We start from the raw sequence: 26784 nt of genomic DNA on the forward strand, positions 1-26784 counted from the left end.
TTGAATATATGCTAGAAATTAGACCTAATTGTGAGTGCTGTGATAAAGGCTTAGCTCCAGATACTACTGAAGCAATGATTTGCACATATGAATGCACTTTTTGCGAGGCATGTGTAAACGATATATTAGAAAATGTATGTCCAAATTGTGGTGGAGGTTTTGTACCTAGACCTATTCGACCAAAAGTTGCAAGACGTTCAGGTTTAAGTATCAACCATCAGCCCCCTTCAGCTGAAAGAGTGCATACCAAATATAGCGTTGAAGAACTTAGAGAGTTCTCAGCAAAAGCTAAATATATAAAACCGGAAGAACGGTGATTAATATATTTACATAAAAAGTAACAGTTGGCGTACCTTTATGTGGTGTTATGCGATTAGACTGTGGTTCGTATTTTATGATAAGTAAAAAGGAGACTTATTCGTGAAAAAAACGCTAACTATTTCGTTTTCAGTACTCATATTACTACTAATTTTTATATATATAATTACGCCGACCTCAACACTATTTCGGTATATGATTAGTTCTGAACGGAGCTTTGCTGGTCTTGAACTAGAACGTATAACAGTTGATGAGTTAGAAATTGAATATCTTCGTGGTGGAAGTGGTCCGCCCTTAGTTTTACTCCATGGCTTTGGCGCTGACAAGGATAATTGGAATAGGATCTCAGGATACCTTGTCGAGCACTTTGATGTTATTGCGATTGACCTGCCGGGTTTTGGGAACAGTACAAGAGATATTGAACTAGATTATGACGTTTTCTCACAAGTCGCGAGGTTTAAACAGATAACTGATGCTCTTAATCTCGTTGAATTTAATTTAGCTGGCAGTTCTATGGGCGGATATATTGCGGGGAATTTTGCAGCTCAATACCCTCGTAAAGTTGAAAACTTATGGCTTATTAGTCCATTTGGTGTTGTGAATTCAGAAACAAGTGAAATGTTTGCAGCCACCCAAAAAGGTCAAAACCCCGTTGTTTTACCAAGAACAGAGGCTGATTTTTTGGAATTGTTCGATTTTTTATTTGTTAAACCACCCTTTATTCCTTCTCCTGTTATACAACATTTAGCATTAAAAGCTAAAGAAAGGGTCAAACTAAACACAAAAATTTTTGACCAAATACATAGAATGAATAATGGAGAACCACAACCAGACTCTTCACTTGATAGTGTTTTAAAAAGCTATAATGGTTCTGTCTTAATATCATGGGGCGAAAAAGATCGAGTTTTACATGTTTCAGGAGCATCGGCTTTAAAGCAAATCATACCCCATGCAAAAATTGAGATAATAAAAAATGTTGGTCATTTGCCAATGGTGGAAGCCCCTTCGGCTATCGCAGAATCGTTTCTATCGTTTGCAGGAGTGTCTTAAATCGCATAAAAAATTGTTCAAGAGTGGTTAGCAATGCATTTTACTATGCGTTTAGTGGTAGTATCTGTATTACATTGGTTACACCTTAACAAAACGTTGATGTATCTAAGAAGCCTTCTTGGAGTTATGGAATGTATGGAAAGTAAGAGAATAGAACTTGTTCCACCCTCATTGGTATATGCAGATTCAATGCTGGCCGTTATTCGTGAAAGCGAAATTGAATTATCTGAATTTCTGCCATGGGTTTCTGAATCCTTAAGTAAGAATGAACTCGAGTGTAATATCAAAAATGCTGTCAATAATTTTGAGAACTTCACCGATGAGTTTTGGTTCAATATTATTGAAAAGAAAACTGGTTCGTTTATAGGTGTCGTGGGTTTTATGATTCGAGACCTAAATGTTCCTTATTTTGAAATTGGTTATTGGCTGAGAACTTCTATGGTAGGAAAAGGCTATGTAACAGAAGCCATTAAACTTGTAGAACGTTTTGCATTCATTCGTAATAACGCGCAAAGGCTCGAAATAAAAATGGCTAGCTCGAACTTAAAAAGTAGAGCTGTGGCTGAACGTTGCGGCTATCAACTTGAAGCTAGTTTGATGAACGCGCGTCGTTTACCATCAGGCTCATTGGACAATACGGTTATTTATACGAAAACAGGTTTATAACAAGGGCATCTAACATTTCCAATAGGCCAGCAGGCTATGATCAATATAAACACACTTAATTGCATCCAATACAACGAACTTTAGTGATGGATATTGGCTTTGTAATCTAAGTTTCAATTATACGAAATTAAGTGGTCAAGCTCTTACTAAGTAAAAGTATGTAATGCATTGATTTTAAAATTAGTTTAAAGTCGTATTTATAGTTTTCGCCGTTGTTTTAAAAAGACTTATGAAGACGTCGGTATAATACACTGTTAGGTTGTATTTAGTGAGCGACTAGTTCAAGGGAACCCATGAAGGAATTTACGGTTAAAAGTTGTAACGCAACACTTCGATATCATGACCTACCTGGTACCGGTATCCCGATAGTGTTTATACATGGAATTGGTTGTACCTCGTCATTTGATTATCCTCAAGTCGCGTCTATGGGTGGGGTATCACAACACAGGCGAATAATCTTAAACTTATTAGGCTCAGGCTTTAGTGATAAACCAGATGATTTTGATTACACGATAGCCAGCCATGCAAGCTACATTGAAGATCTCATCAACAGCTTAGGGTTAAATGAATTAGTAATATTTGGTCATAGCATGGGTGGGGCTGTGTCTATTGCCTTAGCGAGTCGTTTAGAGTCAAAATTAAAAGCTTTAATCCTAAGTGAGGGAAACCTTGACTCTGGGGGCGGGTTCTTTAGTCAAAAAATTGCAACATATAGTGAAGATGACTACAGAGCTTTTGGTCATAACGACATAATTAACGAGAGTTTAGCTACATCCAATACAGAGTGGGCAACATGCTTACGAATGAGTTCACCCCATGCTGTACATCGAGAGGCTGTATCGTTAATCGAGGGGCAAAATCCAAGTTGGCGTCAAACTTTCTATTCATTGAACACGACTAAAACTTATATTTTTGGTAGTGAAACATTACCTGACCCAGATTATCAAGAGTTAAAGAGTAATAATATTAATATCGGAATTGTTGAGCGAGCAGGCCACTCTATGGCTTGGGAAAACCCTAAAGGACTAGCTGCGGCGATAATGCAGGCAATTCCAGCAAGCTAACAAACGCAGCCACAGGACAAAACCGCTAATGAATATTGGAGTAAATTTATGACTCAAGCCGTAGACTCTAAAGGTTTCACTCTTGTCGAGTTGCTTATTGTGATTATTATTTTAGGGGTTTTGGCATCTGTGGCGCTCACCAAGTTCGTTAATCTGACAGATTCAGCACGTACAGCCTCATTTAAAGGCTTAACAGGGGCATTACATGCTGCTGCAGATATGGCCTATCTCAAGCAGCGTGTAAATGGTAAGCAACCCAATGATTCCATTGTGATAGACGGTACTACAATAAGCATGATTAATGGCTACCCCTCTCCTAAAAGCATGCGGGGCTTAGTTCTTGCTTCGGGTGGCAGATGGGAATTGGAAAACCCGGATAATTCAAGTTCTTGGAGTGGGGCGGATGATTACGCTGAATATATGTGGGTTGCATCTGACGGAACTTACAGCAGAACGTGCCGTGCCTACTATTACATAGATACGACTATGACCAAGTATATAGTTGAGATTGACGAGTCGGGTTGCTAAGTATAGGTCTTCTTTCTGTGTCTATATTACAAACCATATTCGGAATGTTTTTATCTAGAGGCACGATAGAAACCGGTTAATCTTTAGGGGAAACCATTGAAAATCACAGACAATCCAACAGAAGAAGATATACGTATAATTAGTTCGAATGTAAGGGAGTATAACCTAGAGTTTATGCCAAATGATTTCATTGAGTTGGCTGTATTTGAACGAGATAGTCAGGGAGTATTAATTGCGGGGTTAACTGCAAAGACATATTGGGAAAGGCTTGATATTGATTATTTGTGGGTGTCCTCCGAGCATAGGGGTAAAGGTATTGCCCGAGAGTTACTTTTAAAGGCCGAAGAAGAGGCTATTCACCGTGGTTGTAAATACGCTCAACTTGATACCTTCGATTTTCAGGCTAAAGAGTTTTATGAAAAGTTAGGATATGAAATTTTTGGTAAGCTTGATGGTTATAAAAACGGACATAAGAGATTTTATTTGAAAAAGTGTCTAAAGTTTACTTAACAAGCAGTTGAATCCTCTCCATAAAATTATGAAGAGGAAAAGGATTATAGTATCAATCTAGAAGACCTAATAACAAGGCCGCTGCTGCTGTTTGTAAAGCTTCATCATCATCTTTGGCGTTTTTAATTACACCGACTTCTTGTAAAAAATGTGGATCATTACCTTTATACACCTTGCCCCATTTAGCACTATAGCTAGTAGAGCTCGCACATTCGTATCGACCTATTTCTTCTCCAAAAACATCATAAATTTTGTGCCATTTAGCACTGTAACCTGTTGTTGATTCATTTTCCCATTTTCCAACTTCGTTTGAATCTTTATACACTTTGCCCCATTTAGCACTGTAACCTGTTGTTGATTGACTTTCGCATTGTCCAACTTCGGTTGAATCTTTGTATACTTTTCCCCATTTGCCGCTGTAACTAGTAGAGTGTGCAGTTTCAAAGACCCCAACCATTTTTGAGTAACCTGAATCACTTTTGTAAATATCAGCCATTTAATCATCCTTAATTTTAGTGAGAATATCTAACTTTTTGAATATATCATTAAGAATAACACCTAACCTATTGATTATATGACTAAGATTGAGAAATGTGATTTGACGTCAGTTTGCTGGATTTTTTCGTCTTTTATACCTAATTTACTGGGTACACTATTTTAATAAGGCTAGAATAGATGGATTTGGGTTACATGATAGGGTATAGCAATTATTAACGCTCGAGTAAGGACAGCTTATTTTCGACTCCATCCCAGTCGTCAGCATCTGCTGGTGGCTCGCATTTATCCGTGATTACAGGCCATAATTCAGAGAGCTCTTCATTTAATTCGATAAATACCTCTTGATCTTCAGGTACTTCATCTTCTTGGAAAATTGCATCAACAGGACATTCTGGCACGCAAAGTCCACAATCAATACAGGCTATTGGATTTATGACTAAAAAGTTTGGTCCTTCATGAAAGGCATCGGCAGGACATACAGGGACACAATCACCATGTTTACATTTAATACAGTTTTCGGTTACGACAAAAGCCATGATGCTTGTTCCTCAATTTTCAAAGTGCTGGCATTATACGTAAGCACGACTTAAAAGCAATTAACATCCTATAAAGACAGTAAAAGAGGTTTGAAAAACAACCTAGTTTCAAATAATAAAATGCATATTTCTTAATAATAACGTAAAATGCCCGCCCTAAGATTTTAGTTTTCTGGCTAGTGCTCTAACAGCGCAATGCACTTTGATATTTGGATAATTTTCTATGTTACGTTTAACCGATGTAAAACTTCCGCTAGATCATGATGATCAAGCTATTAATGAATATATTTTACAGAGATTGTCACTTCAACCTGAGCAATTGATTGAATATACTGTTTTTCGTCGAGGTTATGATGCACGTAAACGTGATGTGATTATCTTAATGTACACATTAGATATTACGTTGGCTGATAGCGTAGATGAGCAAACACTTCTGGCTAAGTTTGAAAAAGATCAACATGTTCGTATTACTCCTGATATGGAGTATAAATTTGTTGCTGAAAAAACAGAAGAGCTAGAGCAGCGTCCTGTTGTGATAGGCTTTGGCCCATGTGGTTTATTTACTGCATTAATTCTTGCTCAAATGGGATTAAAACCAATTGTACTTGAACGAGGTAAAGAAGTTCGTGAAAGAACGAAGGATACATTCGGATTTTGGCGTAAGCGTGAATTAAATCCTGAATCAAATGTTCAGTTTGGTGAAGGCGGGGCGGGCACATTTTCAGACGGTAAATTGTATAGCCAAGTTAAAGATCCTAAATTTCATGCGCGTAAGATTTTAACTGAATTTGTTAAAGCTGGCGCACCTGAAGAGATCATGTACTTAAGTAAGCCGCACATTGGTACTTTTAAACTGGTTACTATGATTGAGCGCATGCGAAAAGATATCATTGCGTTAGGCGGTGAAATTCGTTTTAGTGCACGTGTGGATGATATTTTAATTGAAAATGATCAAGTTACAGGCGTTGAACTTGCTGGTGGTGAAATTATTGAAACAAACCATGTTTCTCTGGCGATTGGCCACAGTGCGCGTGATACATTCGAAATGTTACAAAACCGTGGTGTTTACCTCGAAGCGAAGCCTTTCTCAATCGGTTTCCGAATTGAACACAAACAATCAGCCATTGATGACGCACGTTTTGGTAAAAATGCCGGTAACCCATTACTCGGTTCAGCTGATTATAAACTTGTTCATCATTGTAAGAATGGCCGTTCAGTTTATAGCTTCTGCATGTGTCCAGGCGGCACTGTTGTTGCTGCAACGTCAGAAGAGGGTCACGTTGTTACCAATGGCATGAGCCAATATTCACGAAATGAAATGAATGCTAACAGCGCTATCGTTGTTGGCATCACACCAGAAGATTACCCAGGTAACCCATTGGCTGGTATAGACTTACAGCGTAAGTGGGAAAAAAATGCATTCGTTATCGGTGGTAGCAACTACGATGCTCCTGGACAAACTGTAGGTGACTTCCTTACTGGTCGTGGCGAAGGTGAGTTTGGTGATGTGGTTCCTTCATACAAACCAGGTCTTAAATTTACAGACTTAAGCAAAACACTTCCTCCGTTTGCTGTTGCAGCTATTCGTGAAGCTATTCCTGCTTTTGAAAAGAAAATTAAAGGTTTCTCTGCGAAAGACGCAACACTAACGGGTGTTGAAACACGTACATCATCGCCTGTAAGTATTAAACGTGGTCGTGATTTCCAAAGTATTAGCACGAAAGGTTTATACCCTGCAGGTGAAGGTGCAGGTTATGCTGGTGGCATTTTATCTGCTGGGATTGACGGTATCAAAGTAGCTGAAGCAATGGCATTATCAATGCTTGAGAAAGATGCTTAATTATTGTTAGTGATAGGCGGTTAGTTTGAACTAACCGCCTTTTTTTATTGATTTTAGTTCTTTAAATTTAACAGGGTCTGCATCATAAGTTCTGGTTATCGTATTAAATTTACACTTGATTCATCTTTAGCAAGCAACAATTTCTTTTATTGTAAACTCTTTACCGGTTAATAGGCCCCATTCTTTGCTTTCACATTTCGGACATTCAGAATGGTTTTTAATAATATTAAAAACATGATTACAAGCATTGCAAATAGCATTAGCTGGTATTATTTCTATTTTCAATTTTGTTTTTTCAAACTGTGTACCGTCGATGGCCGCGGGATAACAAGCTTCAACGTATTTTGGGATCATTGACGAAAGCTCGCCAATTTGTAGCACTATTGTATCGACCTTCGTTAGCCCATTGATTTTCACTGCGTTTTTTACTGTTTTTACAACCTCAAAGACAACGCCTAATTCATGCAAAATAACCTCCTTTTAAGTTTTGTTTAAATGGCGGATTAGTTACACGCTCACCGCCATTAGCTATCGTATAGGTTGTTTATATTCCTTTAATACTTTGCGAATAACGCTTTGATTTTTTTAACCGGTTTGTTTACAGCGACACGTACCTTACGTTTTAATGCATGTTTAATAATAATTTTCTTGGCATCTTTTAGATCAACACCTTCGGCATTATTCGTTCTAACAAGTGAGATTGCATCAAATCGACATTTTGTGGTACATGCACCACAACCAACACACATAAATTCATCTGCTACTGCCAAACCACAACCAAGGCAACGCTCTGTTTCTAACTTGACCTGATCCTCGGTGAATGTTTCGCGTAGGTCATGGAAGGTTGTTTTTGACTTCTGTCCGTCCACGTGGGCAATACTTTGTCTTGGTGATGCATCAAATCCGTCTAGATTAAGGTTTGTTTTATCAAAAGCACGATAATCACGTCTAATTCGACCGAGTACTAAACTTTGGCCATTTTGAACGTAACGGTGAATGGAAATAGCACCTTCTTTACCATGTGCGATAGCATCAATTGCAAAGCGGGGACCTGTCACCACGTCACCGCCAGCAAATACATCGGGTTCGTCAGTTTGATAGGTCGTTGCATCCGCAGGAATTGTTTGATTTGGGTTTAATGCAATATTACTGTTTTCAAGAATGTTGCCCCAATCCATTGCTTGACCAACTGAAAGTAGTACGTGGTCTGCATTAACAATTTTTGTGTTATTTTCGTCATAACGTGGATTAAATCGACCGTTTTCATCTAAAACAGAAATACATTCTCTGAATTCAACGCCAACAACACAATTGTTTTCCGTTACAATACGCTTTGGACCCCAAGAGTTGTTCACGTTAATATCTTCATCCAAGGCTTCTTGTACTTCTTCTGCATGAGCTGGCATGTTTTCACGGCTTTCAAGGCAGAACATATCCACTTGAGCTGCGCCAACGCGCGTTGCAGTTCTGGCGACGTCGATAGCAACGTTACCACCACCGATGACAATCACATTGCCTTTAACGTCGGTACTTTCACCCAGATTAACGTGGCGTAAGAATTCAACACCAGTACTTACACCTTCTGCATTTTCGCCATCAAGACCAAGTGAACGACCTGCTTGAGCTCCAATTGCGATGTAGAATGCGTTGTAATCTTGTTTTCTCAACTCAGCAAGTGAGATGTCTTTACCTATCTCTACACCTGTTTTAAATTCAACACCCATTTCTTTTAGCACATCAATTTCGGCATTGATCACGTCTTTTTCTAAACGATAAGACGGGATCCCCAGTGTTAACATGCCACCTAACGCGTGTTGTTTTTCAAACACAGTGACCTTGTAGCCTTCGATTGTGAGGTAATAAGCACAAGATAGGCCTGCAGGACCGCCGCCAATAACCGCAATTTTTTTATCGTAATCATTCTTACTTTCAGGGATATAACGTTTTTCTGCATCCATATCCTGTTGTGCTATGAATTTTTTAATATCATCGACCGCAACAGCGCCATCAATATCACACCGTGTACAATCATCTTCACAGAATTTTGGGCAGATACGGCCGCATACGGCTGGGAATGGATTTTCCATTTTAATCAATTTTAAGGCTTCAGTATATTGGCCCTGTGATGCGAGTTTGATGTAACCTTGTACACCAATGTGTGCCGGACAGCCTGCCTTACAAGGTGCAGTACCGCCTTCATCAACCATTTGTTTGTTTTCTCGATAATCAGGGTTAAATTTATCTTCACCCCATTCTGTGTTGTGTGGAAGCTCTCGTTCTTTTTCTGACGTCGGGTTGAGAGAACACAGTTTCTGGCCAAGTTTGACCGCATTTGTAGGGCATACTTCAACGCATTCACCACAAGCAACACATTTTTCTTTATCAATTTTCACCGTATAGTTAGATCTCACCATATCTGGATTTTGCCACTGCTCGGCAAGTCTCATTGCAAAACAACCGCAACCACAGCAATTACAAATCGCGTGTGTCTTACCTGAACCATCTAAATTGGGGATGCTGTGCATCAAGCCATTGTCTTCAGCTTTTTTGATTACTTCGATGGCATCATCACGTGAAATTTCTCGTCCGCGACCTGTACGGATGTAATATTCTGCGGCATGACCCATTTGGATACAGATATCTTCTTTAAGGTGTCCGCAACCTTCATTCATCGCTTCTCTAGATGTACGGCATGCGCAATCAGAAAGTGAAAATACGTCATTATTATTTAAGTATTTAGACACTTCTTCATAAGAGGCATTTCTTGTTTCTCCGTCAATCGAGGTTTCGATTGGAATTACGCGCATTGGACCGGATCCAACGGGAATATTCCCCGCTGCTAAAGGACCTTTTTTCTTACCGAAAGCATCAAACGCGGCACCAAGTTCTGGATACTTTTTAATAAGTTCCTTATTATTAACAACCATTTCCATGTGGCCAGGTACCCAGATATCAACCCAGTACATGTCCACACCATCGACATTATTTATAAATGCAGCCCCACCAACTGCAGATTCCCAAAGTAGTATCGCCACTTCTTCTACGGGTCGACCACAAGCGGCTGCAACGTCGGATGCGCTCATTTTTTCACGTAATTTTAAGCAAAGAGTAACTTCAGCTACATCTTCAGACATCCAAGGGCTATAAATCTTATATTCTGGATCGTCAAACGTAATACCTGCTCTTGAACCACGTTTAACACGACTGATCTTGTTGGCAAGATCTAAAACTTTGTCTTTTCCCATCACATTGTCTCCAAGGCTAAAATATTATTTTTATTTTTTCCAATCGTTTACTTCATTGCGAAGCCAGCTAGTCCAGTCTTCAATACCGTCGCCAGTTTTAGCTGAAATTGGAAATACTTTAATATTTGGATTTAATTTTTTCACACGTTCAATTGCCGCTTCTAAGTCAAAATCAAAGAAACCCATAGCATCTATTTTATTAATAAGGAGTACGTCGCAGATAGAGAACATGAGAGGGTACTTAAGTGGTTTATCGTCACCTTCCGGGACACTTAGAATCATTACATTTTTGGCCGCGCCAGTGTCAAATTCGGCAGGGCAAACTAAATTACCGACATTTTCTAGAATCGTTAAATCAAGCCCTTCCGCATCGAGTTCTTGTATCCCTTGCATCGTCATTTCTGCATCGAGATGGCACATTCCACCAGTGTGTAACTGGATCACTTTGACGCCAGTTTTAGCAATCGTTTGAGCATCAACATCTGAATCAATATCTGCTTCCATAACACCAATATTAATTTCACTTTTAAGTTTATTAATCGTAGCAACTAAGGTTGTTGTTTTGCCTGATCCCGGAGATGACATTAAGTTTATTAGTAAATTATTTTTCTGTTTTAATTCAATTCGTAAAGAATCTGCTTGTTTGCTATTGTTGGCAAAAATGCCTTCTTTTATTTCTATAATTTTAAAGCTATCCATAATTTCACCTGCATGTAGAGTGGGGCTGATTGAAGTGTGCCTCAACAATAATTAAATTAATTGAGGCCATTCTACGCTCACTTGCCAGCACCCACTAGTGGGTACTTGTATAATGTTGAGTAATAACTCTAATGTTAGATGTTGATCATATTTAATCAATAATGAAGTATGGATTCGAAAGTTAATGCCAGAGATTTCGATATTAAAACGGGCGGGGGGATAATGGCACTGGAATGCGAAAATAAAAAGCCGTGCACTTTTGGTGAACGGCTCTAGAATGAGTTATATTATTGCTTTTCGTTTAATACTATACATTTTTGTATGAATAATATTAGTCGATAAGATTATAATCGTTACGTAATATTTCAATAATTTCAGCTTTTGGATTATCAGATAAAATAATCTTTTCGCCAGTGATCTTTTCTGCAATATTTAGATACGTTTCAGAAACAGACATTAATACTGATGTCGGTAATACATTATGTTCAGCAAGCGCTAAACGTTCATCCATTCTGTTTTTATTGAGTAAAATATCCGGTTCAGGGAAGTGGTTAAGTAATAACTGACGGAAACCTTCTTTTGAGTTTTCAATCACATCACCTTCACGGAAAGCTGCAGCATCCCAAATACGCGATGAATCTGGTGTACCAACTTCATCCATATAGATAAGCTTGTCTTGACCTTTACTGTCTGTCACATAGCCAAATTCGAATTTAGTATCGACAAATACTTGATCAACATCCGCTAATGCATTACTGATTACGTTAAAGCCTTCTTTTAGTAACTTTTCGTAGTAAGTAATGTCATCAGGAGATTTAAAGTTAAATGCTTTGTAGTTATCTGAAATGTTTTTGCGAGTAATGTTAACATCATCGACAGCTGGAACACCTGGTATGTCTTCTAAAATACCTTTAGTCGACGGTGTAATGAGTAGCTCTGGTAATTTTTGGTCTTTAGTTAGACCTTCAGGTAGTTCAATACCACAGAAATTACGTTCGCCTTGGCTATAAGCGCGCCACATAGAACCAGTGATGTATTGGCGGCAAATTGCTTCAATCATTACTGGTCTTGCTTTTTGAACGATCCAAATGAATGGGTGAGGGATATCAAGAATATGACTATCAGCTAAACCGTTTTCACGGAAAGACTTAAACCAATGGTTTGAAATTGCGTTTAACGCAGCACCTTTCCCAGGTACACCGCGCATGCCTCCTTCACCGTGCCAAATGCATTCAAATGCAGAAATACGGTCACTAATAACCATAATTGCAAGAGGTGCATCCGCCGCTACATCGTAACCTTTTTCTTCGATTAGGCGACGACTGTCAGCTTCAGTTAACCAATAAACAGAACGCACTTTACCGCTATGAACAGGCTTATCTGTACGGATCGGTAAATCATTGTTTACAGCTAATACTTTATCAGCAAGACTCATTGTTAACTATCCTTATTGAGTTTAATCGTTTAAATAAAACTTACACCTAAATAACTTGGAAGAGTTTCTTTCAATATCCCTGAAGGCTCTTCCAAGTTACTTTGGACTAATTTAGCTAGATTCGAGGTGTTGCTGTCGATTTGACGGCGATTTTACCAGATGTGGAGAGTGATGCCACTATTACTGATTAATTTTGTTAAAAAGAACAAACTATAAAGAGGTTAGTTTCTCAAATAGGGTCGAAAAACAACCATAAATTCGGTTTTATAAAACATCAATTTGATTATTACGACCAGTGATGATATTAAATGCTGTCTTATAAAATTATATGGAAACTTGTTTGTGATAGAGCAATATTTTTTATCGGGTGGCGCTTTAGCCAAGGTCATCGATGGCTATACCGCTCGTCAACCACAAATAGATATGGCAAAAGCCATTAATTTAGTGATCACAAACAAGGGTAATTTAATTGTTGAAGCTGAAACGGGGACCGGTAAAACGTTTGCCTACCTAATACCAGCATTGATTAATGATAAAACAACAATTATCAGTACTGGTAGTAAAAATCTTCAAGAACAATTATTCAATCGCGATTTACCCTTTATTATTGATGCATTAAACAGTAAGGCAAAAACGGCGTTACTTAAAGGTCGAAATAACTACCTATGTACGGAACGATTAACGCGGTTAGGGCGAGAAACTCAATATCAAAATCAAACGATATTAAGTGATTATGTCAAAGTAAAGGGTTGGTCCAATATCACCATTAGTGGTGATATGAGCTCAGTACCCGGTCTTAAAGACGATGCAGAGATCTTACCCTTAGTCACATCCACCAATGATAATTGCTTAGGGCGAGATTGTCCTGATTATGAAGATTGTTTTTTAGTAAAAGCTCGCCGTAAGGCGCTTGAAGCGGATGTCGTGGTTGTTAACCACCATTTATACTTTGCTGATTTGAATGTTAAAGACTCAGGGTTTGGTCGACTATTACCAGACGCTGATGTGATTGTTTTTGATGAAGCTCATCAAGTACCAGACATTGCTTCAGAATATTTTGGTAAAAGTATCACCAGTAAGCAGATACAAGCGCTATGTAAAGACGTGCAGTATTTGGGGCGAACAGATCTTAAGGACTCAATACAAGTAACTAAAGCCGCGAATGGTTTAGCGAATGCTACGCAAGATTTAAGATTGAGTTTTTCGATGGAATCTGGACGTGGCAATTGGCGGCATTTATTCACTCAACAAGCGGTAATGAAAACAATCATACGTTTTCAAGATCAACTTGATTTCATATATGAAGTGATCAAGCTTAATCTTGGTCGAACAGAACTTGTCGATCAATGCTTTGATCGTGTTGTGGAAATTAAAGCAATATTTCAACAAATAATGGCGGTTAATAATACTGGCGAGAGCTATTGGTACGAATGCACGAAGCGAAACTTTACTTTAAATATAACGCCACTTAATATTGCAGAACGGTTTAGCGCTGAACAAGAAAAAAGTAAATCAGCTTGGATTTTTACTTCTGCGACATTAGCGGTCGATAATTGTTTCTCACATTATCGCCAACAAATGGGATTAGCAGATGCTGAAGAGTTAATTCTGGCAAGCCCATTTGATTATCAAAGCCAGGCAATGTTGTGTGTACCGCGTAATATACCTGAGCCAAATGATCCAAATATAGCCCGTATACTGGTTGAAAAATTAGCACCCATTATTATAGCCAACAAAGGTCGCTGTTTTTTCTTATGTACAAGTCATTACATGATTAGACAAGTAGCGAGTTTATTGCAACAACAGCTAAGTATGCCGATTTTTGTTCAGGGACAAGATAATAAACAAGTCTTACTCGACCAATTTATTGAACACGGTAATGCGTTACTTATTGGGACATACTCGTTCTGGGAAGGTATCGATGTACGTGGGCAAACTTTAAGCTGTGTTATCATTGATAAATTGCCTTTTGCATCACCCGATGACCCTCTTTTACAAGCGCGTATCGAAGATTGCCAGCGTAAAGGTGAAGATCCTTTCTCTGCATTGCAAATACCAAAGGCTGTCATTAATTTAAAGCAAGGGGTGGGGCGTTTAATCCGTGATGTCAAAGACACAGGGTGTGTTATTATTTGTGATACACGTATCGTTTCTCGTGGATATGGGGCTACGTTTATCAATAGCTTACCTGATATGCCACGAACCAGAGATATAAATAGCGTTTTATCTTTTATTAAGAAAACTAACAATTAGAAAGTGAATTTTATGAGTAATATTTTAGCACTAGATACATCAACAGAAAATTGTTCTGCCGCATTGAGCATTAACGGTCAGGTATTAGTGAGAGAGCTAGAAAGTCCACGCGAGCACACTAAGCGTATATTGCCTATGGTCGATAGCTTATTGACTGAAGCTGGAATTAAATTAAACGATTTAGATGCACTGGCATTTGGTCGTGGCCCAGGTAGTTTTACCGGTGTTCGTATTGGTACGGGAATTGCGCAAGGTTTAGCATTTGGTGCTGATTTACCAATGCTACCAATTTCAACCCTGGCAGCGATGGCGCAAGGTGCTCATCGGTTACACAATGTAACTGACGTATTACCGGCAATTGATGCACGTATGGGCGAAATATATTTTGCTCATTACAAGCTCAATGAAGTGGGCGTAATGACATTAGTTGATAAGGAAATTGTAATTACGCCTGATCAACTATTAGCTGATTTTAATAAATCAGAAACTGCATTCCATACGCTCGGTACGGGTTGGTCGACTTATGCTGAACAACTTGCTGATTTAAAGGTTGCTCAACTAACAGTATGTGAAGGTATACAGTTCCCAAGTGCATTGGATATGCTGGCTATTGCAGCGGCTGAGTTTGAACTGGGTCACGCGGTTGCAGTCGAAGATGCTATGCCTGTTTACGTTCGCGATACAGTAACCTGGAAAAAACTACCGGGTAGAGAGTAAATTCTAATGAATAGCTTTAGTATAGAGGTCAACGGTAAAACTATTGCGGGTTTACGCTATGGTAATAAGTCTAAACCTATTTTACTGGCTGTTCATGGGTGGTTAGATAATGCTGCAAGCTTTATCCCTCTTGTTGAAGAATTAAAACGTAATTTAGATGATGGTTCATTACCATATCAATTCATTGCTATAGACTTACCCGGTCATGGTTATTCTGATCATAAGGTAGGCCATTACAATTTTATTGAATGGGTAGAAGACCTTTATCAAATAATTAAAACACAGCATTGGGGACCAGTCAGTATAGTCGGGCACTCAATGGGCGCAATGATCAGTTCTATTTTTGCAGCGACATTTCCAGAGCTTGTTAATCGTTTAATATTAATTGAAGGGTTGGGCGCAATTTCAGCAGAAGCTGAACAAGCAGTAAGCCAATTGCGTAAAGGGATAGAAAGTCGCTGTAATTACCATCAAAGTGGTAGGTATTATTCTAATACTTTGACATTGGAAAAGGTCGTTAAAGCACGTTGTTTTGTTTCTGATTTGACGGAGAAAAATGCTGTATTGATATGTAGAAGAAATTTAATTATTAGGGACAATGATATAATCTGGCGATCAGATCCTAAATTAAAGGCGCGTTCTTTAGTCCGGCTCAGTGAGTTACAGGTTTTAGATATTTTATCTTCTATATCAACGAGGAGCCTTATTATCGTTGGTGATAAAGGTTATCCTTTAATTACTGAAAAATTAAAATTAAGTATATTCAATAAAGAACATTTTGATATTTTGACTCTTGCAGGTGGGCATCATGTTCACATGGATAATTCTGTTGAAACTGCAAGTACAATCATTAAATTTGTTGATAAATTAAAATAATAGTTTATTTAATCGATAAAGATAGAGTTTATATTACCTAATTCTAAATAATGGAGATTTAAATAAACGTGTATTATAGATATTTCATTTGTTAATTGAGTGTTAATCAATTAAGATCGATTCACAATAATAATTTCATCAATAGCGGCTAATGGTTATAAATGGATTAATAAAAATTAGTCGTTTTGTTAAATTAAAAAGTTAAATAAAAAGGAGTGGTAAGGTGGAAAAGGTTTGGTTAAATAGATACCCGGAAAATGTTCCCGCAGAAATTGATTTTGGTTCATTTCGTTCTTTGAACGATATATTCGATCAAACAGTTCAAAATTTTAGTAGTAACCCTGCATATGTAAATATGGGTTGCTCATTAACTTATGGTGAAATCGAAGAAAAATCTCGTGCTTTTGCAGCTTACCTTCAAAACGAGCTTAAATTAAATAAAGGCGACCGTGTCGCGTTAATGATGCCAAACTTACTTCAATACCCAATTGCCTTATTTGGTGTATTACGTGCGGGTTTAGTAATTGTTAATGTAAATCCTTTATATACACCGCGTGAATTAAAACATCAGTTAAATGATTCCGGTGCTAAAGCAATTGTCATCATCTCAAACTTTGCAAGTGTGTTAGAAAAGGTGATTAAAGATACACCTGTTGAACATGTGATTTTGACGCAGTTAGGCGACCTGTTCTCTCCAGTTAAAGCTGTTATCACAAACTTAGTTGTTAAGTACGTGAAGAAAATGGTACCTAAGTTTAGTTTACCAAATGCGATCTCATTCAACCGTGTGTTGAATAAAGGTCGTTCAATGAATTTTGCTAAAGTTGAAACTGGTTTTGATGATATTGCCTTCCTTCAATATACAGGTGGTACTACTGGTGTATCTAAAGGTGCAGTATTAACACACAAAAATATGCTTGCTAACGTATTACAGGCAGAAGGTGCATACGGTAGTATTATTGACCGTGGTACTGAAACCGTTATTACGGCATTACCGCTGTATCATGTATTTGCATTAACAGTGAATGGCTTGTTGTTCTTCTTGAGTGGTGGTAAGAATATTCTTATTACTAATCCTCGCGATCTTCCTGCGTTAATCAAGGAAATTGACGAGCATAAACCAACTGCAATTACAGGTGTAAATACCTTGTTCAATGCACTTGTGAATGATGACACATTCGCAAAGATTAATTTTTCTGGATTAAAGCTTTCAGTTGGTGGCGGTATGGCTGTTCAACGTTCTGTAGCAGAAAAGTGGAAAAAAATCACAGGTAATCATTTACTTGAAGGTTATGGTTTAACTGAATGTTCACCGCTTGTAACTGTAAATCCTTACGATCTACATGAATACAATGGTTCAATCGGTTTACCTGTATCATCGACGGATGTTCGTATCATTGATGAAGATGGTGGCGTTTTAACAAAACCTGGCGCAGTTGGTGAAATGCAAGTTCGTGGTCCTCAAGTTATGCAGGGTTATTGGCAGCGTCCACAAGACACAGCTGAAGTGATGACTGCTGATGGCTGGTTAAACACAGGTGATATAGCTCGTATGGATGAAGATGGTTTCTTCTACATCGTTGACCGTAAAAAAGATATGATCCTTGTGTCAGGCTTTAACGTATTCCCTAACGAAATCGAAGACGTACTAACGCTAAATGACAACATCCTTGAAGCCGCCGCTATTGGTGTTCCTCATGAGTCATCAGGCGAAACTGTGAAGATCTTTGTTGTTAAGAAAGGTGAAATTTCGAAAGAAGAGATTATTGCGCATTGTCGTGAGCACCTTACTGCGTATAAAATTCCTCGTATCATTGAATTCCGTGATGAATTACCTAAGAGTAACGTAGGTAAGATTTTACGCCGTGAATTACGCGATTAGTACTAGATCTAATTTAAAGTAATAAAACACTTATAATTAGTAATATATTTCGCTAAAATTAAGCCACTTTCTAAATTGTAAGAAAGTGGTTTTTTTTTGAGGTTATAAGTGGAATATATTTTAGTTGAAGATCAAATAACATTGCAGAAGATGATAGCTCAATGTGCGGAAGTTGAAATTTTAGCTATCGACACTGAGTTTATCAGACAGCGTACTTATTACCCAATTTTAGGATTGTTTCAGTTATATAACGGTACTGAAACCTATTTAGTCGATCCACTCGCGATTGATGATCTAAGCGCATTATGGCAACTCCTCGACCGTCAACCCGTTGTTCTTCACGCTTGTTCTGAAGACCTCGATGTATTCATGACTGTTGCAAACAAATTTCCTGATTTTTTTCATGATACACAAATTGCAGCAGCATTTTGTGGACTTGGTTCTTCCCTCGGTTTTGGCGGCTTAGTTTCTGAGTTTCAAAATATCACGTTAGATAAAGGTGAGTCTCGTTCTAACTGGTTAGCACGGCCATTAACAACTAAGCAGCTAAGTTATGCCGCAGCTGATGTGTACCATTTACTGCCATGTTGGCATGAATTAAAATCCAAACTTGATGAACTTGGCTATTACGATTTTTATTTGCAAGAGCTAGATAACTTACGTCGTCGTAAGATGGTTAACAAGAACCCTAAAACAGTCTATAAACAATTCAAAAACGCATCATTTCTATCACCTCGTGAACTTGCAACCTTACAAGCGCTGGCTGAGTGGCGAGAGGATAATGCGGTTAATCGTGATATGGCGGTTAATTTTGTAGTTAAAGAAGCCCACCTTCTGGAAGTTGCAAAGCAGCAGCCTAAATCATTACGGGATTTAAATCAGTTAGGGCTGCTTCCTATCGAGATTAAACGTCACGGTAAACAGATTATCGATCTTGTTAAACAAGCTCAAAGTCTTTCTGATGAAGCATTACCTGAACCGTTAACGCGAATTTCTGATTATCCAGGCTATAAAAAAATAGTGCTAGGAATACGTAATAAGATTGCTGTAGTGGCTGAAAAAACGAATATTCCAGCGGAGCTAATTGGTTCAAAGAAAATCATCAACGAATTATTAAACTGGGTGTGGAAATTGACTGAGGCTGAGCGTGCTGTCGGTAGTAAACCTATTTTATTAAGTAATTGGCGAGCTGAACTGATAGGTAATAGCTTGTTCGAAGGTTTAATGGCTAATAAGTAATAGCAAGTGTACATGGTGTTGTACACTTGCTTAATTCTTAGTGGTCTTCAGAGAGAGTCACGTTTAGTTCTAAAACTGAAAGGTTGTTATCTCTTTGGTCAAGTTGTACATGAACTTGATCTGATGTTACAGCAACATACTTTTTGATCACTTCAAGTATATCCAGCTTTAACTGTGGTAAATAATCAGGCGTGTTATCACGTAAGTTACGTTCATGTGCAACAATTATTTGTAAGCGATCTTTCGCTAAATTAGCAGATGACACATCCGGTTTAGATGTGCGAAAATAATCAAGTAACGACATTTAACCTCCAAAGATTCTGCTTAAAAAACCTTTCTTTTCTACTTCAAGAAAACGAAATTCGCGCTCTTCGCCTAAAATTCTCGCAACAGTATCTGCGTATGCTTGTCCAGCATCACTTTCTGTATCAAGGATCACAGGTTGACCACAGTTCGATGCTTTTAATACGGCACCCGATTCAGGGATGACACCAGCAAGCGGTACGGCTAAAATTTCAGTGATGTTTTCAACACTTAACATATCGCCACGTGCAACACGTTCAGGTACGTAGCGAGTAATAAGCAAATGCTCTTTAATCGGTTCTAGACCTTGCTCTGCTCGACGTGAACGGCTTTGTAACATACCAATAATACGGTCTGAATCGCGCACAGACGATACTTCAGGGTTCGTGGTGATAACAGCTACATCTGCAAAGTATAATGCCATCATAGCGCCAGCTTCGATGCCTGCAGGTGAATCGCAAATAATGTAATCATGATTCTCAGCAAGTTGGTCTAATACTTTTCCAACGCCTTCTTTTGTTAGCGCATCTTTGTCACGAGTTTGTGACGCAGGTAGAATATTTAGGTTCGCTACACGTTTATCTTTGATTAATGCTTGCGATAGGTTTGCTTCACCATTTATTACATTAACGAAGTCATAAACCACACGGCGTTCACAGCCCATGATTAAGTCTAAATTACGTAAGCCGATATCGAAATCGATAACAACAGTTCTTTTTCCTCGCATTGCTAATCCAGTTGCAATAGCGGCACTTGTAGTCGTCTTACCTACGCCACCTTTGCCGGATGTTACGACAATAATTTCAGCCATTTTAATTCCTTGAATTTAATCGAACTTTGTAATTTCTAATTTGTTATTAATACAATTTATTTGTGCTTGGGTATTTAAAAATTCCGATTGCACTGCATCACTTAAAATATAAGTGCCATTAATTGATAATAATTCCGGGTCTAATTTATTACAAAAAATCTGTGCGCTATCATCACCTTTAGCGCCAGCTATTGCACGGCCACGTAATGCACCATATATATGGATTGAACCATCTGCAATCACTTCAGCACCTGCACTAATGTTCCCCAACACTGTTAATGAAGCATCTTGAGCATAAATTTGTTGCCCAGATCGTATCTGTCCTTTATGAACTATGGTCTTAGTTACAGATTTTTCAACAATAACTGTTTGAATTTCTGGTTTTATTTTTGAAGCAGATACTAATGTGCTTGTATTATTTTTAGCTGTATTGGAGATAACAGAAAGGCCTGCTTCCCGTACACTTAGTTTTTGTTCCGCCGTTTTACAACCTTCAATGCCAACAAGATTCATGCCATTATTGGTGATAACTTGTTCAATAGCTTGAAAATCAATATCTTCGGCTAAGTTTGCCACATTAACAACCACCGGTGCAGATTTAAAGAATGCAGGGGCTTGGCATACTTTGTCGGCAATAAAGGAATGAAGATTAGCCATTGCAGCATCATTCTCTATATGAATAACTGAAAGTGTAAAGCTAGTCCCTTTAAATTTTATTGACTGATCTGCCATCATTTTTCCCTGGTTGCTTAGTTTTCATGCCTGCTTTTAGCATTTATCGTTATAGCACTTAGATAATTCATTATGCCATGTTATATTTTACTCGCAAAATAGGCAAGTTCATAACTAAAGAGAAAAACAATGCTGTGTTCAATTTATAAAACAAATAAAAAAGAAGAGATGTATTTATTTATTTCTCGTCGTGACGATTTTAGTCAAGTTCCTGAAACTTTATTAGGTATGTTTGGTCAACCTAAGTTAGTTGTCACGATGAATTTGACCGAAACTCGAAAGTTACAATTTGCTGACACTAAAAATGTATTAGAGAACTTAACAACAACGGGATTTTATTTACAGATGCCACCACCGCCTGTAAATCATCTTGATGAATATAAAAAATGGCGTGATGAAAATAAATAGCACGTCATTTACAGAGCGCATAAGGAGATATAATGAAATTAGCAGGGTTAGTGTTATTAGCTTTTAGTTCAACGGCCGTGTCTGCCAAGCCGACATTCGATGAATACCTATCTACCTTACGCACTGAATCCGAATTGCTAGGGTTCAGTGAGCAAACTGTTAATGATGCATTCAGTAGTATTAACTATAGAAAAAAAACAATCGTACATGACAAAGCGCAACCCGAACGTCAAAAAATAACACTTGATGCGTATATTCCTAGAGCTGTTCCTGAATGGAAAATAGCGAAAGCGCGTAAATTATTCCTGGAAAATAAAGCGCTATTAGAAAGGATAGGGAAAGATTTCGGTGTTCAACCTAGATTCATTGTCGCGCTGTGGGGGGTTGAAACAAATTTCGGTAATTATACTGGAAACTTCTCTACATTATCTGCACTCGCTACACTTGCATATGACGGAAGACGTGAAACATTTTTCAAAAAAGAATTCTTTGCTGCATTAAAAATTATTGATGAAGGCCATATTACAGCCGCTGACATGAAAGGATCATGGGCTGGTGCAATGGGGCAAGTTCAATTCATGCCATCTTCATTTAATGCGTATGCTGTTGATTATAACAAGGATGGCAAAAAGGATATTTGGAACAATACAGCTGATGCTTTGGCCTCTGCTGCCAACTATCTAAAACAAGCCAAATGGGATGATACTTATACTTGGGGGCGACAGGTACTGCTACCTGATAATTATGATGCTCAAGTATCAGGCCTCAAGTTAACAAAGAAATTAAATGAATGGCAGTCGCTCGGTATACGGACTTACGAAGGAAACAACTTGCCTAAAGTTGATCTGGATGCATCTCTTATTATGCCTGACGGTGAAGGTGGCCGTGTCTATTTAGTTTATAACAACTATAGAAGTATTATGCGTTGGAATCGTTCTGATTACTTTGCTACTTCTGTCGCACATTTGTCAGATGCGATCAAATTCAAGGATTGAAAATGAGTTACTCCATTTATAAGCATGAAAATATCAACAACAAAACGTTAAACTTACCCGTAGGTAAGGTTGTTTGTATCGGCCGAAATTATCTCGATCACATTCGTGAACTTGATAACGAAGTCCCTGAACAAGCATTATTATTCATGAAGCCAGCAACAGCGTTAATTAGTCTTGATAAGCCATTACTATTACCAACAGGACTTGGCGAATGCCATAATGAACTTGAAGTTGCTCTATTAATAAGCACACCTATTCAGCGTGGTGATGATATTAATATCGCAGAAATGATATGGGGGGTAGGGCTTGGACTTGATTTAACATTAAGGGACTTGCAATCAAAGCTCAAAGAAAAAGGCCAGCCGTGGGAGCGGGCAAAAGCGTTTGATTATTCGTGCCCTATATCTAGATTCATTCCGCTCAATGAATTTAACGATCTGAATCAACTTGAGTTTAGTTTAAGTGTTAATGGTATAACTCGGCAGCAAGGTGATACAGCTAAAATGATGCGTTCAATAGAAACCTTACTCACAGAAATAACAGCCTGCTTTACATTGTTACCCGGTGATATAGTACTCACTGGAACACCAGCTGGTGTCGGACTGCTTAATAGTGGAGATAAACTTGCATTAACGCTAGCAAACCGCTATAAGTTCGGCTGCGAGATTATTTAGAGATTAATGAAATGGTAGAAAAATTTTGGCAGACTAAAACACTCGCTAAAATGACTAATGCAGAGTGGGAGTCACTTTGCGATGGTTGCGGTAAATGTTGTTTACATAAAATTATTGAAGATGATACGGATGAAATACATTTCACAAATGTTGCTTGTGAATTATTAAATACTAAATCGTGTCGTTGCAAGAAATACGAGAAACGTTTTAAGTATGTTTCGGATTGTTTTAAAGTGACATTAGATGATATAGATGCATTCCATTGGTTACCTGAATCTTGTTCTTACAAGCGTTTACTCGAAGGGAACGATATTCCTGAATGGCATCCGTTAATTACCGGAAGCCAATCTGAGATGCATAAATTAGGTTATTCTATTCGTGGTAAAGCGGTTGCTGAATCACAAGCGGGTGATTTAGAAGACCATATTATAACGTTTAAACTGTAGTTGTAAAAACATGAAGATATTCAGGGGCAGCACAGCCCCTGAATATCTTAAAGCCAGAGAGAGCTCGTCGTTTTTAATAACACCACTAATAGTTTAGACCATCATGCAAATGAATTTATCCATTTAAATAATCGCAGGCTTTAATTTAACGCTAAGACTTAAGCCACGCAATAGCGTTAAATCATCAAAGGCTAGGTAGGATGTTAGTTAAGAGCTTCTAAAAGATCACCAATCTTCTCGATTTGTATTATTTTAACGCCTTTATCTTCCATTGATTTGTGGTAGTTTGCTTTCGGAATATAGATCACGTCAAAACCGTGTTTAATTGCTTCATTAACACGAGGAACACCACCGTTAATTGGTCTAACTTCACCACTAAGCGATATTTCTCCCATAAAACAGTGTTTACGAGACATTTCTTTATCATTCAGTGAGCTTATTAGCGATGCTGCAATCGCTAAATCAGCACTCGTGTCTGTTTCTGGCAGTTTCAAACCACCAACCAAGTTAACATAAACATCATGGAACAGTTTAATTCGTCCGTGTTTACGCAGAACTGCAGTGATCATTTTTAATCGATTAAAACTAAGACCAATACTCACGCGTTGTTGATTTTCTGCTTCACATTCAGATACTAAACATTGTACTTCAAGCAATAAATTACGATTGCCGTCACGAATACAAGTAATTGCAGAGCCAGCTACGTGCTCGTCGGCACCAGACAGGAACAACTTACTCGGATTATCGACAGAGAGCATGCCTTTGCTGTGCATTTGGAAGATACCTACTTGGTCTACATCACCAAAACGGTTTTTACTTGCACGTATTGTACGAATAATACTGTCATTAACTTCAATGTGGAGCAGGGTATCAACAATATGTTCGAGGGTTTTTGGGCCCGCTAAGTCACTGCCTTTGGTTACGTGACCAATAATTATAAGGGTAATACCATGCTGCTTGGCAAATCGACTGAGTTCTTGAGCACAGCCCTTAACTTGGCTGACGGAGCCCGCACTGCCGTTACAATGTTCACTTTCTAAAGCTTGGATCGAATCTATAATTAAAAATTTAACTTTAGCCTCTAAAGCCCGCTCCATAATGTTAGAAACGATGTATTCTGACATCAGTAGTAAGTTTTCTTCGACAAAATCGATTTTTAAGCGTTCAATCGCTCGGCTTTTGAATTGCTCTAAGCTTTCTTCCGCAGTACAGTACATCGAAACCATTTGCTTACTGAGATTAGCAGAGAGCTGTGTCAATATCGTCGTTTTTCCAGCACCAGGATCACCAGAAATTAACACGATAGAGCCAACTGTTAGACCGTTACCTAGTACACGGTCTAATTCACCAATCTGAGTATCAATTTTATTTAATGCTACATGTGATACTTCAGACATCTTTTTAACGGTATTACCGATTGTACCGGCATAACCACCTTGAGATGCGATTGCACGTTGTTGACTCGGTAATGTAGGTTCTTTGAATTCAGCTAACGTGTTCCATGCTTTACAAGCGTTGCACTGGCCTTGCCAACGAGGGAAGTTAGCGCCACATTCTGAACAGAGGAAACTTATTTTTGTTTTGGGAGTTTTGGCCATGATTTAACTATAAAAAATACTCATGCCATAATCATAGCATGAGTATCTGGATGTTTATACAGTTGTTTACTGTTTAATAATGTTACAAACTCTTTTTAGCAGGTAATATAGCATTTGCTAAAATCATCCCTGCAAGGATCGCAATAAAGATCATGAAAACAAAACCACTGTCATTAATATTATTTAATATTTCATGTCCTGAAATATAAGTATTTAAGTCCATATAAGTTCTACTACCAGGAACTAACAATACAATACCTTGGATCAACACGATTGATGCGGGTCTGTTTTTAATAATCGCATATATATTACTAAACAAACCAACGGTGAAAGAACCGACAAAAGTACCTAAAGTGAAACCTAAGTATTGGGCAGCAAAGGTACTAACAACATAAGCAATAAGACCTGCTGAAATCCCCCAAAACATGTCAGACTTATGCACATTAAACGCAACGACAAGACCTGTTGATAGCGCTACGACAGCGATGTAGTTTTTCCAATCGGGTAACGAGTAACTCACATCAAGCACTAGCGGGTCAATGGTCCAAATCAGGTTGCCTAATGTTATACCAAGTAAAGCGCCGAAATAGAGTTTAAACAGTAACATGATTGCATCAACTAACTTGGAAGTACCTGAAACCAAATCTTTGTTTACGATCTCACTTAGCGCGACAGTAATTGCTAATCCGGGAATAAAAATAATAACTGACGATAATATGACAAAGGGAACATTGATATTCACTTCGAGACTGGCGATAAAACACGCCAAAATAGCGGAGATAAAAGGTGCAAAAAATTCTACAATTGAAGCTAGCCGTGACGAGTTCGCAGACAGTTTGTATAAAATGAAGACAAGAAAAGAAAAGAAAAATGAGCTTATTATATCTAAACTTGAATCTGACAGCAGCATTGCAAATGCGCCACCAGTCACACACCAACCAAGCGCTTCAGTTTTTACGCCATAAAAGCCAGGTTGTTGCTTTGCTTCAACCAATAACTCAATTGCTTGATCCAGTGTCACTTGGGAGTCGACGACCTTTTCAACTATTTCATCAATTGTTGCTAGTTTACCAAGGTCGTTACCTGCAGGTTTAACACGAACGATATGGGTATGCTGTTCATCTGGATTACTTGAAAATATGAATGTAAATGCAGTCGGTGTGACAAGAAAACTTGCTTCAATATGCCAGAATTTTGCTAAATTAGTTAAATGGTTTTCAATTCTATAACTTGTTGCACCACAACGATGTAAGGCTAGCCCGAGTTTAATAATAAAATTTATTTGAAGCTTATATATCTGACTGTGCATGGTTATATTCTGGAAGATGCAAAAAGAGCTCTATTTTAGTTCTATTTAAGTTAATTTGTTAGTTTAAATGTTGGTTATTTTCAATCTAATTGTAATTTATTGAAGACTTGTTAAATAAAAAGTCATTTATAGTGTGAGAGGAGGCTTAAGTA

Annotated in this window: 27 protein-coding genes; 16 read left to right on the forward strand and 11 right to left on the reverse strand. The window is 38.1% G+C overall.

Going from position 1 to position 26784, the window contains the following annotated elements:
* Window positions 1-8 precede the first annotated feature (8 nt).
* From BT797_RS19145 to BT797_RS19170, 6 genes are all read left to right on the forward strand, one after another.
* On the forward strand, window positions 9-317 hold the full coding sequence (locus BT797_RS19145) for a DUF1272 domain-containing protein (RefSeq protein WP_045110483.1): 309 nt from the start codon (window positions 9-11) through the stop codon (window positions 315-317).
* Window positions 318-420: 103 nt separating this feature from the next.
* Window positions 421-1368, forward strand: a complete 948-nt coding sequence (locus BT797_RS19150) for an alpha/beta fold hydrolase (RefSeq protein WP_082293737.1) — start codon at window positions 421-423, stop codon at window positions 1366-1368.
* A 135-nt stretch (window positions 1369-1503) separates the two neighbouring features.
* Window positions 1504-2034 carry a GNAT family N-acetyltransferase gene (locus tag BT797_RS19155; protein WP_075473184.1) on the forward strand — a complete coding sequence of 177 codons (531 nt, stop codon included), beginning with the start codon at window positions 1504-1506 and terminating at the stop codon, window positions 2032-2034.
* Between the two features lie 293 nt (window positions 2035-2327).
* Window positions 2328-3098 (forward strand): alpha/beta fold hydrolase, encoded by a 771-nt coding sequence (locus tag BT797_RS19160; RefSeq protein ID WP_075473185.1) that lies wholly within the window; start codon window positions 2328-2330, stop codon window positions 3096-3098.
* 48 nt (window positions 3099-3146) lie between these two features.
* Window positions 3147-3626: a type II secretion system protein gene (locus BT797_RS24610; protein ID WP_052678319.1), complete on the forward strand. Its 480-nt coding sequence runs from the start codon at window positions 3147-3149 to the stop codon at window positions 3624-3626.
* Between the two features lie 96 nt (window positions 3627-3722).
* Window positions 3723-4136: a GNAT family N-acetyltransferase gene (locus tag BT797_RS19170; protein WP_075473186.1), complete on the forward strand. Its 414-nt coding sequence runs from the start codon at window positions 3723-3725 to the stop codon at window positions 4134-4136.
* A 52-nt stretch (window positions 4137-4188) separates the two neighbouring features.
* On the opposite strand, the gene BT797_RS19175 is transcribed toward BT797_RS19170, so the two are convergent.
* Window positions 4189-4632 (reverse strand): hypothetical protein, encoded by a 444-nt coding sequence (locus BT797_RS19175; RefSeq protein WP_075473187.1) that lies wholly within the window; start codon window positions 4630-4632, stop codon window positions 4189-4191.
* 214 nt (window positions 4633-4846) lie between these two features.
* A complete protein-coding gene (gene fdxA / locus BT797_RS19180; protein ID WP_045110477.1) occupies window positions 4847-5170 on the reverse strand; it encodes a ferredoxin FdxA in 324 nt (107 codons plus the stop codon).
* Window positions 5171-5393: 223 nt separating this feature from the next.
* On the opposite strand from fdxA, the gene BT797_RS19185 reads away from it, so the two are divergent.
* Complete coding sequence (locus BT797_RS19185) at window positions 5394-7010, forward strand: NAD(P)/FAD-dependent oxidoreductase (RefSeq protein ID WP_045110476.1); 1617 nt, start codon at window positions 5394-5396, stop codon at window positions 7008-7010.
* A 126-nt stretch (window positions 7011-7136) separates the two neighbouring features.
* Here the strand turns inward: BT797_RS19185 and BT797_RS19190 are convergent, their stop codons facing one another.
* The 4 genes from BT797_RS19190 to BT797_RS19205 form a co-directional block, all read right to left on the reverse strand.
* Window positions 7137-7478, reverse strand: coding sequence for a hydrogenase maturation nickel metallochaperone HypA/HybF (locus tag BT797_RS19190; protein WP_045110475.1), 342 nt, complete (start codon window positions 7476-7478; stop codon window positions 7137-7139).
* 86 nt (window positions 7479-7564) lie between these two features.
* Window positions 7565-10255: an FAD-dependent oxidoreductase gene (locus BT797_RS19195; RefSeq protein ID WP_075473188.1), complete on the reverse strand. Its 2691-nt coding sequence runs from the start codon at window positions 10253-10255 to the stop codon at window positions 7565-7567.
* A gap of 30 nt (window positions 10256-10285) precedes the next feature.
* Window positions 10286-10954: a hydrogenase nickel incorporation protein HypB gene (gene hypB / locus BT797_RS19200; protein WP_045110473.1), complete on the reverse strand. Its 669-nt coding sequence runs from the start codon at window positions 10952-10954 to the stop codon at window positions 10286-10288.
* Between the two features lie 331 nt (window positions 10955-11285).
* Window positions 11286-12389, reverse strand: coding sequence for a phosphoribosylaminoimidazolesuccinocarboxamide synthase (locus BT797_RS19205; protein ID WP_075473189.1), 1104 nt, complete (start codon window positions 12387-12389; stop codon window positions 11286-11288).
* 342 nt (window positions 12390-12731) lie between these two features.
* Here BT797_RS19205 and yoaA point away from each other — a divergent pair, with 342 nt between their 5' ends.
* From yoaA to rnd, 5 genes are all read left to right on the forward strand, one after another.
* Window positions 12732-14642 (forward strand): DNA repair helicase YoaA, encoded by a 1911-nt coding sequence (yoaA, locus tag BT797_RS19210; RefSeq protein WP_075473190.1) that lies wholly within the window; start codon window positions 12732-12734, stop codon window positions 14640-14642.
* A 12-nt stretch (window positions 14643-14654) separates the two neighbouring features.
* A complete protein-coding gene (gene tsaB, locus BT797_RS19215; protein WP_075473191.1) occupies window positions 14655-15359 on the forward strand; it encodes a tRNA (adenosine(37)-N6)-threonylcarbamoyltransferase complex dimerization subunit type 1 TsaB in 705 nt (234 codons plus the stop codon).
* Between the two features lie 6 nt (window positions 15360-15365).
* Entirely contained in the window at window positions 15366-16235 is an 870-nt protein-coding gene (locus BT797_RS19220) for an alpha/beta fold hydrolase (protein ID WP_075473192.1), read from the forward strand.
* Window positions 16236-16458: 223 nt separating this feature from the next.
* Window positions 16459-18117, forward strand: coding sequence for a long-chain-fatty-acid--CoA ligase FadD (gene fadD / locus BT797_RS19225; RefSeq protein ID WP_045110468.1), 1659 nt, complete (start codon window positions 16459-16461; stop codon window positions 18115-18117).
* 108 nt (window positions 18118-18225) lie between these two features.
* On the forward strand, window positions 18226-19356 hold the full coding sequence (gene rnd / locus BT797_RS19230) for a ribonuclease D (RefSeq protein ID WP_045110467.1): 1131 nt from the start codon (window positions 18226-18228) through the stop codon (window positions 19354-19356).
* Between the two features lie 37 nt (window positions 19357-19393).
* On the opposite strand, the gene minE is transcribed toward rnd, so the two are convergent.
* Genes minE through minC form a run of 3 tightly spaced genes read right to left on the reverse strand, consistent with a single transcriptional unit; the run spans window position 19394 to window position 21205 of the window.
* On the reverse strand, window positions 19394-19660 hold the full coding sequence (gene minE / locus BT797_RS19235) for a cell division topological specificity factor MinE (protein WP_045110466.1): 267 nt from the start codon (window positions 19658-19660) through the stop codon (window positions 19394-19396).
* Entirely contained in the window at window positions 19661-20470 is an 810-nt protein-coding gene (gene minD, locus BT797_RS19240; RefSeq protein WP_075473193.1) for a septum site-determining protein MinD, read from the reverse strand.
* 15 nt (window positions 20471-20485) lie between these two features.
* On the reverse strand, window positions 20486-21205 hold the full coding sequence (gene minC, locus BT797_RS19245; protein WP_244536370.1) for a septum site-determining protein MinC: 720 nt from the start codon (window positions 21203-21205) through the stop codon (window positions 20486-20488).
* Between the two features lie 126 nt (window positions 21206-21331).
* On the opposite strand from minC, the gene BT797_RS19250 reads away from it, so the two are divergent.
* The 4 genes from BT797_RS19250 to BT797_RS19265 are packed head-to-tail and all read left to right on the forward strand — an operon-like array spanning window position 21332 to window position 23725.
* Window positions 21332-21610 carry a YcgL domain-containing protein gene (locus tag BT797_RS19250; RefSeq protein ID WP_045110463.1) on the forward strand — a complete coding sequence of 93 codons (279 nt, stop codon included), beginning with the start codon at window positions 21332-21334 and terminating at the stop codon, window positions 21608-21610.
* 32 nt (window positions 21611-21642) lie between these two features.
* Window positions 21643-22605, forward strand: coding sequence for a lytic murein transglycosylase (locus BT797_RS19255; RefSeq protein WP_075473194.1), 963 nt, complete (start codon window positions 21643-21645; stop codon window positions 22603-22605).
* Between the two features lie 2 nt (window positions 22606-22607).
* Window positions 22608-23279 carry a fumarylacetoacetate hydrolase family protein gene (locus BT797_RS19260; protein WP_170860792.1) on the forward strand — a complete coding sequence of 224 codons (672 nt, stop codon included), beginning with the start codon at window positions 22608-22610 and terminating at the stop codon, window positions 23277-23279.
* An 11-nt stretch (window positions 23280-23290) separates the two neighbouring features.
* Entirely contained in the window at window positions 23291-23725 is a 435-nt protein-coding gene (locus BT797_RS19265; protein ID WP_045110461.1) for a YcgN family cysteine cluster protein, read from the forward strand.
* Window positions 23726-23928: 203 nt separating this feature from the next.
* Here the strand turns inward: BT797_RS19265 and radA are convergent, their stop codons facing one another.
* Together radA and BT797_RS19275 are read right to left on the reverse strand one after the other, a co-directional pair.
* Window positions 23929-25323, reverse strand: coding sequence for a DNA repair protein RadA (gene radA, locus BT797_RS19270; RefSeq protein WP_045110460.1), 1395 nt, complete (start codon window positions 25321-25323; stop codon window positions 23929-23931).
* A gap of 82 nt (window positions 25324-25405) precedes the next feature.
* A complete protein-coding gene (locus BT797_RS19275) occupies window positions 25406-26632 on the reverse strand; it encodes a threonine/serine exporter family protein (RefSeq protein ID WP_045110459.1) in 1227 nt (408 codons plus the stop codon).
* Window positions 26633-26784 lie beyond the last annotated feature (152 nt).

The sequence above is a fragment of the Moritella viscosa genome (assembly GCF_900120065.1).
In the GTDB taxonomy this organism is placed as follows: Bacteria; Pseudomonadota; Gammaproteobacteria; order Enterobacterales; family Moritellaceae; genus Moritella; species Moritella viscosa.

What these genes read in the sequence shown, in the direction of transcription:
- BT797_RS19145 (WP_045110483.1), top strand. Translation starts at nt 9, where the DNA reads ATGCTAGAAATTAGACCTAATTGTGAGTGCTGTGATAAAGGCTTAGCT.
- BT797_RS19155 (WP_075473184.1), top strand. Translation starts at nt 1,504, where the DNA reads ATGGAAAGTAAGAGAATAGAACTTGTTCCACCCTCATTGGTATATGCA.
- BT797_RS19160 (WP_075473185.1), top strand. Translation starts at nt 2,328, where the DNA reads ATGAAGGAATTTACGGTTAAAAGTTGTAACGCAACACTTCGATATCAT.
- BT797_RS24610 (WP_052678319.1), top strand. Translation starts at nt 3,147, where the DNA reads ATGACTCAAGCCGTAGACTCTAAAGGTTTCACTCTTGTCGAGTTGCTT.
- BT797_RS19175 (WP_075473187.1), bottom strand. Translation starts at nt 4,632, where the DNA reads ATGGCTGATATTTACAAAAGTGATTCAGGTTACTCAAAAATGGTTGGG.
- fdxA (WP_045110477.1), bottom strand. Translation starts at nt 5,170, where the DNA reads ATGGCTTTTGTCGTAACCGAAAACTGTATTAAATGTAAACATGGTGAT.
- BT797_RS19185 (WP_045110476.1), top strand. Translation starts at nt 5,394, where the DNA reads ATGTTACGTTTAACCGATGTAAAACTTCCGCTAGATCATGATGATCAA.
- BT797_RS19195 (WP_075473188.1), bottom strand. Translation starts at nt 10,255, where the DNA reads ATGGGAAAAGACAAAGTTTTAGATCTTGCCAACAAGATCAGTCGTGTT.
- hypB (WP_045110473.1), bottom strand. Translation starts at nt 10,954, where the DNA reads ATGGATAGCTTTAAAATTATAGAAATAAAAGAAGGCATTTTTGCCAAC.
- BT797_RS19205 (WP_075473189.1), bottom strand. Translation starts at nt 12,389, where the DNA reads ATGAGTCTTGCTGATAAAGTATTAGCTGTAAACAATGATTTACCGATC.
- tsaB (WP_075473191.1), top strand. Translation starts at nt 14,655, where the DNA reads ATGAGTAATATTTTAGCACTAGATACATCAACAGAAAATTGTTCTGCC.
- BT797_RS19220 (WP_075473192.1), top strand. Translation starts at nt 15,366, where the DNA reads ATGAATAGCTTTAGTATAGAGGTCAACGGTAAAACTATTGCGGGTTTA.
- minE (WP_045110466.1), bottom strand. Translation starts at nt 19,660, where the DNA reads ATGTCGTTACTTGATTATTTTCGCACATCTAAACCGGATGTGTCATCT.
- minD (WP_075473193.1), bottom strand. Translation starts at nt 20,470, where the DNA reads ATGGCTGAAATTATTGTCGTAACATCCGGCAAAGGTGGCGTAGGTAAG.
- minC (WP_244536370.1), bottom strand. Translation starts at nt 21,205, where the DNA reads ATGATGGCAGATCAGTCAATAAAATTTAAAGGGACTAGCTTTACACTT.
- BT797_RS19250 (WP_045110463.1), top strand. Translation starts at nt 21,332, where the DNA reads ATGCTGTGTTCAATTTATAAAACAAATAAAAAAGAAGAGATGTATTTA.
- BT797_RS19255 (WP_075473194.1), top strand. Translation starts at nt 21,643, where the DNA reads ATGAAATTAGCAGGGTTAGTGTTATTAGCTTTTAGTTCAACGGCCGTG.
- BT797_RS19260 (WP_170860792.1), top strand. Translation starts at nt 22,608, where the DNA reads ATGAGTTACTCCATTTATAAGCATGAAAATATCAACAACAAAACGTTA.
- BT797_RS19265 (WP_045110461.1), top strand. Translation starts at nt 23,291, where the DNA reads ATGGTAGAAAAATTTTGGCAGACTAAAACACTCGCTAAAATGACTAAT.
- radA (WP_045110460.1), bottom strand. Translation starts at nt 25,323, where the DNA reads ATGGCCAAAACTCCCAAAACAAAAATAAGTTTCCTCTGTTCAGAATGT.
- BT797_RS19275 (WP_045110459.1), bottom strand. Translation starts at nt 26,632, where the DNA reads ATGCACAGTCAGATATATAAGCTTCAAATAAATTTTATTATTAAACTC.